Annotated in this window: 15 protein-coding genes; 11 read left to right on the top strand and 4 right to left on the bottom strand. The window is 69.7% G+C overall.

The features are described from left to right. Window positions 1-14: 14 nt before the first annotated feature. From ACSHWB_RS07970 to ACSHWB_RS07950, 5 genes are read left to right on the top strand one after another with little or no spacing between them, the layout of a single operon-like run. Window positions 15-605: a hypothetical protein gene (locus ACSHWB_RS07970; RefSeq protein ID WP_439661433.1), complete on the top strand. Its 591-nt coding sequence runs from the start codon at window positions 15-17 to the stop codon at window positions 603-605. Next, on the top strand, window positions 568-816 hold the full coding sequence (locus tag ACSHWB_RS07965; protein ID WP_093592439.1) for a BON domain-containing protein: 249 nt from the start codon (window positions 568-570) through the stop codon (window positions 814-816). The genes ACSHWB_RS07970 and ACSHWB_RS07965 overlap by 38 nt, the downstream gene beginning before the upstream one ends. Beyond that, window positions 813-1,532: a metallophosphoesterase family protein gene (locus tag ACSHWB_RS07960; RefSeq protein ID WP_439661432.1), complete on the top strand. Its 720-nt coding sequence runs from the start codon at window positions 813-815 to the stop codon at window positions 1,530-1,532. Before ACSHWB_RS07965 ends, ACSHWB_RS07960 begins: the two co-directional genes overlap by 4 nt. Then, entirely contained in the window at window positions 1,532-3,289 is a 1,758-nt protein-coding gene (locus tag ACSHWB_RS07955; RefSeq protein ID WP_439661431.1) for a thiamine pyrophosphate-requiring protein, read from the top strand. The genes ACSHWB_RS07960 and ACSHWB_RS07955 overlap by 1 nt, the downstream gene beginning before the upstream one ends. Further along, complete coding sequence (locus ACSHWB_RS07950) at window positions 3,286-4,236, top strand: TIGR03557 family F420-dependent LLM class oxidoreductase (protein ID WP_439661430.1); 951 nt, start codon at window positions 3,286-3,288, stop codon at window positions 4,234-4,236. The genes ACSHWB_RS07955 and ACSHWB_RS07950 overlap by 4 nt, the downstream gene beginning before the upstream one ends. Before the next feature lie 340 nt (window positions 4,237-4,576). Here the strand turns inward: ACSHWB_RS07950 and tuf are convergent, their stop codons facing one another. Together tuf and ACSHWB_RS07940 are read right to left on the bottom strand one after the other, a co-directional pair. Next, the gene (gene tuf / locus ACSHWB_RS07945) at window positions 4,577-5,758 is read right to left on the bottom strand and encodes an elongation factor Tu (protein ID WP_439661429.1); all 1,182 of its coding nucleotides are present in this window, start codon (window positions 5,756-5,758) and stop codon (window positions 4,577-4,579) included. A gap of 208 nt (window positions 5,759-5,966) precedes the next feature. Continuing rightward, window positions 5,967-6,836 (bottom strand): LysR family transcriptional regulator, encoded by an 870-nt coding sequence (locus tag ACSHWB_RS07940; protein WP_439661428.1) that lies wholly within the window; start codon window positions 6,834-6,836, stop codon window positions 5,967-5,969. 70 nt (window positions 6,837-6,906) lie between these two features. On the opposite strand from ACSHWB_RS07940, the gene ACSHWB_RS07935 reads away from it, so the two are divergent. The 6 genes from ACSHWB_RS07935 (at window position 6,907) to ACSHWB_RS07910 (ending at window position 10,853) form a co-directional block, all read left to right on the top strand. Continuing rightward, window positions 6,907-7,896, top strand: a complete 990-nt coding sequence (locus tag ACSHWB_RS07935) for an FAD-binding oxidoreductase (protein WP_439661427.1) — start codon at window positions 6,907-6,909, stop codon at window positions 7,894-7,896. Window positions 7,897-7,901: 5 nt separating this feature from the next. Beyond that, on the top strand, window positions 7,902-8,522 hold the full coding sequence (locus ACSHWB_RS07930; RefSeq protein WP_439661426.1) for a response regulator transcription factor: 621 nt from the start codon (window positions 7,902-7,904) through the stop codon (window positions 8,520-8,522). 70 nt (window positions 8,523-8,592) lie between these two features. After that, a complete protein-coding gene (locus ACSHWB_RS07925) occupies window positions 8,593-8,970 on the top strand; it encodes an ATP-binding protein (protein WP_439661425.1) in 378 nt (125 codons plus the stop codon). A gap of 7 nt (window positions 8,971-8,977) precedes the next feature. After that, a complete protein-coding gene (locus ACSHWB_RS07920) occupies window positions 8,978-10,003 on the top strand; it encodes a PAS domain-containing sensor histidine kinase (RefSeq protein WP_439661424.1) in 1,026 nt (341 codons plus the stop codon). After that, window positions 10,000-10,368: a response regulator gene (locus ACSHWB_RS07915; protein WP_439661423.1), complete on the top strand. Its 369-nt coding sequence runs from the start codon at window positions 10,000-10,002 to the stop codon at window positions 10,366-10,368. The genes ACSHWB_RS07920 and ACSHWB_RS07915 overlap by 4 nt, the downstream gene beginning before the upstream one ends. 101 nt (window positions 10,369-10,469) lie before the next feature. Next, window positions 10,470-10,853, top strand: a complete 384-nt coding sequence (locus tag ACSHWB_RS07910) for an STAS domain-containing protein (RefSeq protein WP_439661422.1) — start codon at window positions 10,470-10,472, stop codon at window positions 10,851-10,853. Between the two features lie 19 nt (window positions 10,854-10,872). Here the strand turns inward: ACSHWB_RS07910 and ACSHWB_RS07905 are convergent, their stop codons facing one another. Together ACSHWB_RS07905 and ACSHWB_RS07900 are read right to left on the bottom strand one after the other, a co-directional pair. Then, window positions 10,873-12,018 (bottom strand): glycosyltransferase, encoded by a 1,146-nt coding sequence (locus ACSHWB_RS07905; protein WP_439661421.1) that lies wholly within the window; start codon window positions 12,016-12,018, stop codon window positions 10,873-10,875. A gap of 36 nt (window positions 12,019-12,054) precedes the next feature. Beyond that, a complete protein-coding gene (locus tag ACSHWB_RS07900) occupies window positions 12,055-13,149 on the bottom strand; it encodes a nucleotide disphospho-sugar-binding domain-containing protein (RefSeq protein ID WP_439661420.1) in 1,095 nt (364 codons plus the stop codon). Between the last annotated feature and the right edge of the window lie 19 nt (window positions 13,150-13,168).

Below are 13,168 nucleotides of genomic sequence, written 5' to 3'. Positions count from 1 at the left end.
GTAGTCGAGAGTGCATGAGCGACGTGCAGGCCGAACTGCTGATGACCTTGACCAAGGTCGCGAAGGTCTTACGTGGAGCGGAGATACCGTTCGCCCTGACCGGTGGTTGTGCCGGTTATGCGCGAGGCGGGCCCGTGAGTGAGCACGACGTCGACCTTCTGGTGAAGGAGCAGGACGTCAACGAGGCCGTGCGGGTGTTGGTGGAGGAAGGACTGCGCGGCGCGGAGCCGCCGGAGGACTGGCTGCTGAAGGTCTACGACGGCGATTCGCTGGTGGACCTGTTGTTCCGGCCCAACGAGCGGCCGGTGACCGACGAGGTCCTCGCGATGGCGGAGGAGATGCCGGTCGGCTCGGTGATGCTGCCGGTCATGCCGGCGACGTTCGTGCTGAGCAGCAAGCTGCTCGTGCTGGACGGGCACCGCTGCGACTTCAGCGAGCTGCTGCCGTTCGCCCGCGCGTTGCGCGAACAGATCGACTGGGAACAGGTGCGCGAGGAGACCAAGCACTCTCCTTACGCGGAGGCGTTCCTGGTCCTCATCGAACGCCTGGACATCATCGGGAGTGATCATGAGTTCCGAGCAGTACCTGGCGGCAAATCTGCGTAGGGCGGTGGCCGAGGACCCGCGCACGGCCGAGCTCGGCGTGCGCGTCACCGTGCGCGGTGATCACGTGATGCTCTCCGGCGACGTGGCGTGCGCGGACCGCCGTGCCGCGCTGGAGGAGGTCCTGCACGAGGCCGCCCCCGAACTGACGATCTTCAACGACGTGCGCGTGACACCTGCGGGCGAACCGGAGGGTGAGGAGGACCTGCGATGATCCGAGTGGCTGCGGTCGGGGACATCCACCTCGGCGAGGACATGCGCGGGCATCTGCGGCCGGCGTTGGAGAAGGTCGGCGAGCACGCCGACATCCTGCTGCTGGCCGGTGACCTGACCCGGCACGGCACCGTCGCCGAGGCCGAGGTCGTCGCCGACGAGTTCGCGGACCTGCCGGTGCCCGTCGTCGCCGTGCTGGGCAACCACGACCACCACGACGACAAGCCGCTCGAAGTCACCAAGACGTTGCAGGACAAGGGCATCCACGTGCTGGAGGGCACGACGTTCACCCACCGGGCGAACGGCTGCTCGATCGGCATCGCGGGTGTGAAGGGGTTCGGCGGCGGGTTCGCGGGCAAGTGCGGGAGCATGTTCGGCGAGCGCGAGATGAAGGCGTTCATCCAGCACACCTGTGACATCGCCGCGAACCTCGAAGACGCTCTGTCCGAACTGGACACCGACATCAAGGTCGCGCTGACGCACTACGCGCCGGTGCCGGACACGTTGCGCGGCGAACCGCCGGAGATCTACCCGTTCCTCGGTTCGTACCTGCTGGGCGAGGCGATCGACGCCACCGGCACGAACCTCGCCGTGCACGGCCACGCGCACTTCGGCACCGAGCAGGGCATGACGCCCGGCGGGGTGCGGGTCCGCAACGTCGCGCAGCCGATCATCCGCTCCGCCTACACGGTCTACGTGCTGGAAGGGAACTCCTGATGACCGTCGGGGAGTTCATCGTCCAACGCCTGCGCGACTGGGGTGTCAAGCAGGTGTTCGCCTATCCGGGCGACGGCATCAACGGGATCGTGGCCGCGTTCGGCAAGGCGGACAACGATCCCCGGTTCATCCAGACCCGGCACGAGGAGATGGCCGCGTTCGCCGCGGTCGGCTTCGCGAAGTTCAGCGGCGACGTGGGTGTCTGCCTCGCGACCTCCGGTCCCGGCGCGATCCACCTGCTCAACGGCCTGTACGACGCGAAGCTCGACCACGTTCCGGTCGTCGCGATCGTCGGCCAGACCGCCCGCACCGCGCAGGGCGGCAGCTACCAGCAGGAGGTCGACCTGCACTCGCTGTTCCGCGACGTCGCCTCGTACCTGGTCGACGTGACGGTGCCGGAACAGCTGCCGAACGCGCTGGACCGGGCGATGCGCACGGCCGCGGCCGATCGCGCGCCCGCCGTGCTGATCATCCCGAACGACGTGCAGGAGCAGGAGTACGCGGCGCCGAAGCACGAGTTCAAGTACGTCCCGTCGAGTCCGCCGTCCCGCCCGTCGTCGACCGTCGTGCCCGCACTGGACGACGTCCGGCGTGCGGCCGAGGTGCTCAACAGCGGCGAGAAGGTCGCGATCCTGATCGGTCAGGGCGCCCGCTTGGCGGCTGAGGAGGTGCGCGCGGTCGCCGACCTGACCGGCGCCGGCGTCGCGAAGGCGTTGCTGGGCAAGGACGTGCTGCCCGACGACCTGCCGTACGTGACGGGGTCGATCGGACTGCTCGGCACCCGGCCGTCGTACGAGATGATGCGCGACTGCGACCGGTTGCTGATCATCGGGTCGAACTTCCCGTACTCCCAGTTCCTGCCGAAGTTCGGTGCCGCCAGAGGCGTGCAGATCGACGTCGACGGCCGCGCGATCGGCATGCGCTACCCGACCGAGGTCAACCTGGTCGGCGACGCGCGGGAGACGTTGCGCGCGCTGATCCCGTTGCTGGAGCAGAAGACCGACCGCTCGTGGCGCGAGACGATCGAGTCGAACGTCGAGCGCTGGTGGGAGGTCGTGGAACGGCAGGCGCAGGTGCCCGCCGACCCGGTCAACCCGATGCGGATCGTCTCGGAGCTCTCGAAACGCCTGCCGCACAACGCGATCGTCACCGCGGACTCGGGTTCCGCGACGAACTGGTACGCGCGGCTGCTCAAGATCCGCGGCAACGTGCGCTCGACGCTGTCCGGCACGCTGGCCACGATGGGCTGCGCGGTCCCGTACGCGCTGGGTGCCGCCCTCGCGCAGCCCGACCGGCCGTTGATCGCGCTGGTCGGCGACGGCGCGATGCAGATGAACGGCATGGCGGAATTGCTGACACTGCGGCGATACGGCATCCGTTGCGTCGTGTGCGTCTTCCACAACAACGACCTCAACCAGGTCACGTGGGAGCTGCGCGCGATGGGCGGCGCACCGAAGTTCGAGGAGTCGCAGACGCTTCCGGACATCTCGTACGCCGCCTTCGCGCGGTCGATCGGCCTGCAGGGCATCGAGGTCAACGACCCGGCGCAGCTCGGCACGGCGTGGGAGACCGCGCTCGCGTTCGACGGCTCGACCGTGCTCGACGTGCGCTGCGACCCGAACGTGCCGCCCATCCCGCCGCACGCGACGTTCGAGCAGATCAAGGACATGACCGAGGCGGTGCTGCGCGGCGACCCCGATGGCTGGGACATGCTCCGGCGCGGCCTCAAGACCAAGATCCAGGAGTTGCTGCCGTGATCACCGGCTATTTCCTTTCCTCCGAAGAACACGGACCGCGCGACCTGGTCCGCAACGCGCGCATGGCCTCGGACAACGGCTTCGAGGCGCTGTGGATCTCCGACCACTTCCACCCGTGGAACGACGAGCAGGGCCAGTCGCCGTTCGTCTGGGGCACGATCGGCGCGCTGTCCGAAGCGGTCACGCTCCCGATCACCACGGCCGTGACCTGTCCGATCGTCCGCATCCACCCGGCCGTCATCGCGCAGGCAGCCGCCACCGCCGCCGTCCAGACCGAGGGCCGTTTCGTGCTCGGCGTGGGCAGCGGCGAGGCCCTGAACGAACACGTGCTGGGCGACCGCTGGCCGTCCGCCGACGTGCGGCTGGAGATGCTGGAGGAGGCGATCGGCCTCATCCGCACGCTGCACCAGGGCGACGAGGTCACCCACCACGGCAAGCACTACACCGTCGAGAACGCCCGCCTCTACACCGTGCCCGAACGCCCGGTGCCGATCTACGTCTCGGCGTTCGGCCCGAAGGCGGTGCGGCTCGCGGCCCGCTGCGGCGACGGCTACGTCAGCGTCGGCCCTGCCGGCGACCTGGTGAAGCAGTACCGGGCCGAGGGCGGGCGCGGACCGGCGCAGAGCGGGCTGAAGGTCTGCTACGCCGAGTCCGAAGAGGAGGGTGTGGCCACCGCGCACCGGTTGTGGCCCAACGACGGGTTGCCCGGTGAGCTGGCGCAGGTGCTGCCGACGCCTCGCCACTTCGAGCAGGCGTCGGAGCTGGTGACGCCCGAGATGATCGCTTCGGCGATCCCGTGCGGGCCTGATCCGGAGAAGTACGCGGAGAAGGTCAGGGAGTTCGCCGAGGCCGGGTTCGACGAGGTCTACGTGCAGCAGATCGGGCCTCGGCAGGAGGAGTTCTTCGAGTTCTGGGCCAAGGAAGTCGTGCCGTTGATCGATGTTTGAGAGGTGAGGCGCAGGGCATCCGGTCCTGTGCCGGCAAGGGTGAAGCCGGTTCCCCCGAACTCGGTCGGTGACAGGTCGGACCGACGCACCGACCGATGTCGAAAGCGCGGCGGGACAGTCCGTCCCGCCGCGCTCTCCAAGGCAGCGCGACCACCTTCTCGGGTCGTCACCGCCGCCGGGCGCGGTGACCACAATCTCCACCGGCTGCTTCGGGCACCCAGTAGGGCACCTCACGACACCGCCCCCGCACCCCCATATGTCCGATATGAGGGTGCGGGGGCGGCGCCGCGATGCACCCGCCTGGGCGCTCGAAGCAACCGGCGGAGGTTGGTGGTCACCGCTACGCGAGGATCTCGCCGACCGTGCCGGCCCCCACGGTCTTGCCGCCCTCGCGGATCGCGAAGCCCAGCCCGGTGTCCATCGCCACCGCCTTGCCCAGCTCCACCGTGACCTCGACGGTGTCCCCTGGCAGGGCCAGCGTCCTGTCGAGCTCGACCACGCCGACGACGTCGCCGGTGCGGAAGTGGAACTGCGGGCGGTAGTTCGACGCGATACCGGTGTGCCTGCCGCCCTCGGCGTGCGAGAGCAGGTACACGGTCGCGCGGAACCGGGTGTGCGGTGCGACGCTGCCCGGCAGGGCCAGGACCTGGCCGCGCCGGACGTCGCCGCGCTTCACCCCGCGCAGCAGGATCGCGGCGTTGTCTCCCGCCTGGGCCTGCTGCATGGGCTTGCCGAACGTCTCGATGCCGGTGGCCACCGACGACACCGCGTCGCCGAGGCCGAGCACCTCCACCTGGTCGCCCAGGCCGAGCACGCCGCGTTCCACCGCGCCGGTCACGACGGTGCCGCGGCCGGTGATGGTCAGGACGTTCTCGATCGGCATCAGGAACGGACCGGTGATGTCGCGTTCCGGCACCGGCACGTGCGAGTCGACGGCGTCGAGCAACGCCACCACCGACTCCACCCACTCCGGGTCGCCCTGGAGCGCGCGCAGGCCGGACACCCGCACGACCGGTGTGGCGTCGCCGTCGAAGCCGTACTGGGAGAGCAGGTCGCGGATCTCCAGCTCCACCAGGTCGAGCAGCTCCGGGTCGCTCACCGCGTCGGCCTTGTTCAGCGCCACCACCACGTGCGGTACGCCCACTCGGTGCGCCAGCACCACGTGTTCGCGCGTCTGCGGCATCGTGCCGTCCTCCGCGGACACCACGAGGATCGCGCCGTCCAGCTGCGCCGCACCCGTGATCATGTTCTTCACGTAGTCGGCGTGGCCGGGCATGTCGACGTGCGCGTAGTGACGCGTGGGCGTCTCGTACTCGACGTGCGCGATGTTGATCGTGATGCCGCGGGCCAGCTCCTCCGGCGCCCGGTCGATCCGGTCGAACGCCGTGAAGGTCGTGCCCGTCGGGTCCTTTTCGGACAGAACCTTGGTGATGGCCGCGGTCAGCGTGGTCTTGCCGTGGTCGACGTGCCCCATGGTGCCGATGTTGAGGTGCGGCTTGGCGCGCACGAACTCTTGCTTCATTGCCCTGTGTCCTCAGGATGTGCAGCTGGTGTCTCAGAACCGTGGACCGCTACAACCCTCCTCCAGTGGTCCTGAAGGATGGACTGGAGAAGGGTCAGAGTCGGGCGCCGGCCAGCTGTGCCGAGGCAACGGCGAGCGCGCCCGCAGGAACACCTGCGTACGTGTTGTGCTCAGCCGTCAGGAACATGCGGTGATCGTGACAGGCGGTCTAGACCGTTGTCACCTGGTTTTCCGCGAGCCCGATCAACGCCCGCGCGGCCGGGCTGTGCGGGCCCTCCGCGCGCCACGCGAAGGCGAGCCTGCTGTGCGGCACGGGATCGGTGATCCGCACTGCGTGCAGATCACCCACCATCGACAGCGCCAGGATCGCCGGACCGAGCCCGCGCTGCGCCAGCGTGACCACCATCGGCGGTGCGGAGGCCTCGAACGCGATCCGCGGCCGCCGGGTCCCACAGGCGGCGTCCAACGCCCCGCGCAACCCCGTGCCCGGCGGCAGGCTGATCAACCCGCGCTCCAGCAACTCGTCCAGCGGGACGGACTCCCTGCCGTACCAGGGATCCGAAGCGCAGACCGCGGCCACGAGCGGTTCGTCGGCGAGCACCCGGACGGACAACCCCTCCGGCTCGGCGCCCGCGTACCCGATCAGCGCGAAGTCCAGGCGACCGTCCACAAGGGAGGCAATCAGCGCGTCGGAGTTGGCCTCCGACAGCGTGATCTCGACAGCGGGGAACGACGAGTGGAACCCCGACAGCAGCTCGGGCAGGTCCATGATCCCGCACGACACGACCATCCCGACGCGCACGGCGCCGCGCACCAGCCCGGCCATCTCCTCCACGGTCCGCCGCGCCGACTCCACCGACCCCAGTGCCGCCCGTGCCAGCGGCAGCACGGCCGCACCCACGTCGGTCAGCGTGACGGTGCGCCCCGACCTGTCCAGCAGGTCGTGCCCGAGCTCCCGTTCCAGCCGCCGGATCTGCGCGCTGACCCCCGGCTGCGCGACGTGCACCCGTTCCGCCGCCCGCGTGAACGAGCCCGACTCCGCGACCGCGACGAAGTACTCCAGCTGCCGAAGCTCCATAACCAACGAGTATAGAAGCCAGCACAACTAGATCTTGGACATATAACAGCAGGCCAGCAAGGCTGTGTTCATGCAAATTTTCTACCCAGGAGACCCCGGCTATCACGAGGAACGCAGCGGTTTCCAGACCGGACTCCGCCACGAGCCGCAGGTGATCTTCGCCGTGGAGAACGCGCAGGACGTCGAGGAGGCCGTCGGCCACGCCGAGACCCACGGCCTCGAGTACGCGATCCAGACGACCGGCCACGGCCTGACCACGGCGACGACCGGTGTCCTCATCTCCACCAGGCGCATGAACAAGGTCGTGGTGGACCCGGAGACCCGCACGGCCAGGGCAGAAGCGGGCGCGGTCTGGCAGCAGGTCATCGAGCAGGCGACACCGCACGGCCTCGCCCCGCTGAGCGGTGACGCGAGCGACGTGGGCGTCGTCGGCTACACCCTCGGCGGCGGATTCAGCGTGCTGGCAAGGGAGTTCGGCTTCGCGAGCGACCGCGTCCGCAAGACGGAGAAGGTCGGCGACGTCGTCACCGCGCTGGAGTTCGAGCTCCTGCCGATCGAGGAGGTCCACGCCGGCGAGATGTTCTTCGCCGCCGAACACGCGAAGAAGGTCTTCGAGGCGTTCCACGCGTGGGACCTGCCGGACCACGTGACACCGGCGCTCACCACCCTCGGCGACGTCGTGCGGGTGACGTTCGCGAGCACGCGACCGTTCGACGTCGGCCACCTGCACGTCGCGCCGAGGCTGAAGGAGGAGTTCGGCGTGAAGCCGTTCGCCCAGGCCGCGGGCAAACCACTGCCCCCGCACACCTACCAGGGCGACAACGTCCTGCTGTCCGGCCTGCCGCTGGAGGCGTTGCACGAGGTCAGGCAGGCCGCCGAGAACTCCAGTGCCGAGATCTTCGTCGGCGTCCTGCCGCTCGGCGGGGCGTTCGGGGCGAGCCATCTGATCAAGCTGATCTCACCGCGGCTCGGCGTCGAGGAGCAGCACGAGGAGGTGTTCGGGCACGTGCGGTCGTTCGTGCTCGGACGGTCGCGGAATTTCCGGTACGCCGTAGGGTGAAGTGCATGACCAGAGTGGTTCTCGTGGAGGACCACGACATGGTGGCCGAGGCGATCGGGCAGGCACTGGAACGCGCCGGGATCGAGGTGATCGCCCGCGCCTCCACCGCCGCGGCCGCGCTCGCCGAGACCCGCCACGGCAGGCCCGACGTGGTCCTCCTCGACCGCAGGCTTCCGGACGGCGACGGCACCGCGCTGATCCCGGCACTGCTGCGCGACGGCGCCAAGGTGCTGATGCTGACCGGTGATGCCACCGCGTCGGTCGCCGCCCGCGTCGCCGAAGCGGGCGGTGCCGGGCTGATCCTCAAGTCGGCACGGCTGGACGAGCTGGTCGAGGCCGTCCGCAGGGTTGCCGCCGGCGAGTCGGTGTTCGACCAGAAACTGCTGTCCGGCGTGCTGGACCGGCTGACGGGCCGGGTGAAACACGCCGGCGCCACGCTGACCACGCGCGAACAGGAGACGTTGCTGCTGCTCGCGGACGGCGCGGGCACCGAGCAGATCTCCACCAGGCTCGGCGTCGCCCGCAACACGGCGCGCAACCACGTGCAGCGCGTGCTCGACAAGCTCGGCGCGCGGTCGAAGCTGGAAGCCGTGTCCATCGCACGGCGTGAAGGCCTCCTCGACTGATGCAGGTGCACCAGTCCGTGTGAGGCACGTGCGTCTGCTCGTGGCGTCACGGTTGGCGCACTGTGCGAGTGTGGCCACGAGTTCGCTCACCGAGGCGGTCTTCTCGCTGCCGGAGAACGACCGGCGCGGCGGAGTGGCACTGGCCCGCGACTTCGCTCGCCGCACGATGGCGAACTGCGGTTACCGCGGCAGCCACGAGGACGTCGTGGTGATCGTCAACGAGCTCACCACCAACGCGGTCTGTCACGGCAGCGGCCGCCCCGTCGTGCACATCCTCGCTGACCAGCGCGAGATCCTGGTCGAGGTCGTCGACGACGCCACGCACATCGAGCCGCGCGCAGGCGGCTGGGGCCTGCGGCTCGTCGCCACGCTCGGCAAGTGCTGGGGTGTTGCCGAACGCGCTGGTCAGAAGGTCGTCTGGTGTGAGCTGACGGCCTGGACACCATGATGAGGCCGTGCACCCGGAAGCCTGGCGCGACAGCGACCTCTTCAGGTTGCTCGTGCTCGGCGTGCGGGACTACGCGATCTTCATGCTCGACCCCGGCGGGCACGTCGTGAGCTGGAACGCGGGCGCCGAGCGGATCAAGGGCTACACCTCCGAGGAGATCATCGGGCAGCACTTCTCGGCGTTCTACCCGCCGGAGGACGTCCAGTGCGGCAAACCCGCCTGGGAGCTGCGGGTCGCGCTGGCCGAGGGCGCGATCGAGGACGAGGGCTGGCGCGTCCGCAAGGACGGCACCCGGTTCTGGGCGAACGTGATCATCACCGCGCTGCACGACGACACCGGCGAGCTGCGGGGGTTCGGCAAGGTTACCCGCGACATGACCGAACGGCGGCGGGCCGAGCAGCAGCTCACCGACCGGCGCAGGCTGCTCGCCCGCCTCGTCGAGGCGCAGGAGCAGGAACGGCAGCGCATCGCGTGGGACGTCCACGACGACACGATCCAGGCCATGGTCGCCGTCGACATGCGGCTGCAGCTGCTCGCCCGCAAGCTGCCCGACGAGTTCCGCGGCACCGTGGACCAGCTCGACGGGGCCGTCCGCGCCACCATCGGCAGGCTGCGCAACCTGGTGTCCCGCGTGCGCCCGCCCGGCATCGAGCGCCAGGGCCTGCGCGACTCGCTCGCCGCCTATCTCGCCGACACCTCCATGGTGGCCGAGATCCGCTACGGCCTCGAACGCGAACCGGGTGGTGACGCCGCCGTCACCGTCTTCCGCATCTGTCAGGAGGCGCTGACCAACGTCCGCAAGCACGCCCGCGCGTCGTCGACCGTCCTCGACCTGTCCACTGTGGACCACGGCTTCCTGGTCAGGGTGGGCGACGACGGCGTCGGCCTCCCCGATCTCGACCCGAGCGCGAGCCACTTCGGCCTGATCGAGATGCGGGAGCGGGCGGAGACGGCAGGGGGCTGGTGCACCGTGACGGCACGCGAGGGCGGCGGCACCGTCGTCGAGTTCTGGCTGCCGGACGTGCGGCCGTGATCGTCCGGGTGCTGATCGCCGACGACGATCCCCTGATCAGGGACGTCCTGCGGGACGTGCTCGACGACGAGCCCGACCTGCAGGTGGTGGCGGTCGCCGCCGACGCCCGCGAAGCCGTCGACCTGGCCGAACAGCACGCGCCGGCGGTGGTCGTGCTGGACGTGCGGATGCCGTTCGGCGGTGGTCACGCCGCGGCCGCCGAGATCGTCCAGCGCGCTCCGGGCACGCGGATCCTGGCGTTCTCCGCCTACACCGACGCGGGGGCCGTCGACGAGATGCGGCGCGCCGGTGTGACCGACTACCTGGCCAAGGGGGTGCGCAACACCGAGCTCGTCGCCGCCGTGAGACGGTTGGGTCTGCAATAGGTTGTGATGGGGAGGCAACGGCCGTAACGTCGGGGACGTAGCCGGGTTCAGCAGCGTGCTCGGAGTCCGGTCTCGTGCGCTTCGGCCACCGGGGAGTGCTGGTGAACGAAGAACAGTTCAAGGAATCGCCGCTGCTCACAGTTCGCGCCACCGAGGTGGCCGGAGTGGTGGTCATCGCCGTGGAAGGCGAAATCGACGTCGACACGGCCGACGAAGTGCTGGACGCCGTCCGGCTCGGCTTCGGCTCCGCGGGTCCGGCGCTCGTCGCCGACCTGACGCAGGTCAGCTTCTTCGGCTCGACCGGCATCTCCACGCTGATCTCGGCGCACGAGCTGGCCGACGAGCAGGGCAAGAAGCTGCACATCGTGGCGCCGCAGCGCGCTGTGAAGAGGCCGTTGCAGGTCACGGGCGTGGCCGACGTCCTCGCGCTGTACGACACCGTGGACGAGGCGTTGTCGGCGTTGAAACCGGTGCCCAGCGAGTAGGCACCGGTCCGCACGTTCCTCAGCCGGCCAGCTCGGCCAGTTTCGGCACCACGTCATCGGGTGACGGCATGGCGGCGATCTCCGCGGCGATGGCGGTGGTCGCGGCCCGCACGTTGTTGTCCTGCAACAACTTCCGCACGGTCTCCTGCACGGCGTCGGCGGTGAAGTCCTCGCCGACGAGCTGTGCGCCCAGGCGGGTGTCCGCGACGATCTCGCCGTTGCGGAACTGGTCGGCGCCCTGCGGCAGCACGAGCTGCGGCAGGCCGTACGTCATCGCGGCGACCGTGGTGCCGGCGCCGCCGTGGTGCGCGACGAGATCTGCGTGCGCGAGCAGATCCGCCTGGGGCACCCACGGCAGCACGTGCACGTTGCCGGGCACGTCGGTCAGCGCGGACGGGGCGACCTGCGGCCCGGTCGCGACGAGCACCTCGGCGTCCACCCCGGACAGCCCCGCGATGGCGGTCCTGAGCACGTCCGGGTTCGAGAACGCGGTGCCGAACGTCAGGTAGACCAGGGGCCGCTCGTGTGCCACGACCCATTCGGGCAATTCGCCCGGTTCGGCGAACGGAACCGGCCGCATCGGAATTCGATCCACGTCCGAGAGAAAGTCGAGGTCCTGCAAAGACGGCGGGAAGACGTCGAGATAAGTCGATCCGAGTCCGTAATGCTGCCCATCAGGCAGAGTGATCCCCAGCTCGGCGACGTACTCCAAAAGGAGGTCGCTCATCGCCTCCGGAACGAGCGACTCGTCCATCTTGCCGAATCCGTGGCACACCGCCGGAATCCCGGCGCGCATCGCGGCGAGGCCGGCGCCGGGGTTGATGATCTCGAAGACCACCAGGTCGGGCTTGTCCCGCTCGAGCACCGGCTCCAGATCGTTCACGAAGGCCCTGGGCAGCAACGATCCGAACGCGTCGACGGCCGTCTGGCGCAACATGTCCCGCCGGAACTCGGACGTGCCGTGCAGCTCGTTGGCCTGACGGAACGCGTCCCAGATGCTGATGCCCGCGTCCACGACCGTGAAACCCAGCTTTTCCACTGTCGCGTGGAATCCCGGGTCGACGGCGTAGAGAACGTCATGTCCTTGCGCTCGCGCGGCGATCGCGAGCGGAAGTATCGGATATACGTGTCCGTGTGAGCCTAGGCTCGAGAAGAGAATGCGCACCCGGCCACATTAGGTGCTCTCCTATTGCTCCGGGAGTCAGTCCTGTGAATTGTGACCCCAGTGGCGGAGACTTTCCCACCGCTGCGCCACCTCGGCAGGGGACGGCATCGCGGCGATCTCCTCGGCCACCTCGCCGGCGGCCCGTTGCAGCTTGGAGTCCTCGATCAGCCGGGTGAGCAGCGCCGGCGTGATCTCCCGCGGCCCCGCCCCGATCCCGGCTCCCCGCCCGGTGACCGCCGTCGCGTGCACGGTCCGGTCGCCGGGCCCCGGCTCGACCAGCTGCGGCACCCCCGCCGCGAACGCGCCGAGCAACGTTCCCGCGCCGCCGTGGTGCACGATCCCGTCGCAGAACGGCAGCACGCGCGGAATGGGCACCCACCCGACCGTCCTGACGTTGTCCGGCAGGCCCTCGGTGCGGTCAGGGCGGACCAGCACGAACTCAGCGTCGACCTGCTCGGCCGCCTTGACGACGGCCTCCATCATCCGGCCGGACCCAGGACCGGGCGCCGTGCTCCTGCTGACCAGGATGCGCGGCTTGCCGGCCGGCTCGGCCAGCCACCGGGGCACCGCGCCGTCACCGCTGTAGGCGACGAACCGCATCGGCTGCCCCACCCGGAACTCCATGAGGGACCGCGGCGCGGTGCGCAGAACCGTTGCGGGAGAGCGCACTTCGGCCTTCATCCGCGCGCCGACCGCGGCCGTCAGCTCCAGCCCGTCGAACAGCGACACGTCGTGGACGATCGACGGCACCCCGAGCGCGGACCCGGCGGCGGCCAGCGGTTCGTGCAGGACCACGTCCGGCTTCCACTGCCGGGCGAACGCCTGCAACGGGCCGGTCATCGCGTCACCGACCTGGCAGAACAGCCGCGACACGAAGTCGAGCCGCCCGCTGCCCCGCAGCTCCCTGCGCGCCACCAGCGGATGCTTGAGCATGATGCGCAGCGCGATCGGTCCGAAGCGGACGTTCGCCGGCACGACGTCCTCGACCCGCAGACCGGACTCGCTGACCCGCAGCGCCTCGCCACCCGTCGCGACCACGACCTCGTGTCCCGCCGCACGCAGTTCCAGGGCCAGCGGCATCAACGGAAAGACGTGACCCAGCAGGGGAGCGGCAACCACGAGAACACGCATACCCCCAGGTTAACCTTCG

It is taken from the genome of Lentzea sp. HUAS TT2 (genome assembly GCF_051853195.1).
In the GTDB taxonomy this organism is placed as follows: domain Bacteria; phylum Actinomycetota; class Actinomycetes; order Mycobacteriales; family Pseudonocardiaceae; genus Lentzea.
Note: the sequence above shows the minus strand (reverse complement) of the source record. Positions and strands in the feature narration are given on the sequence as shown.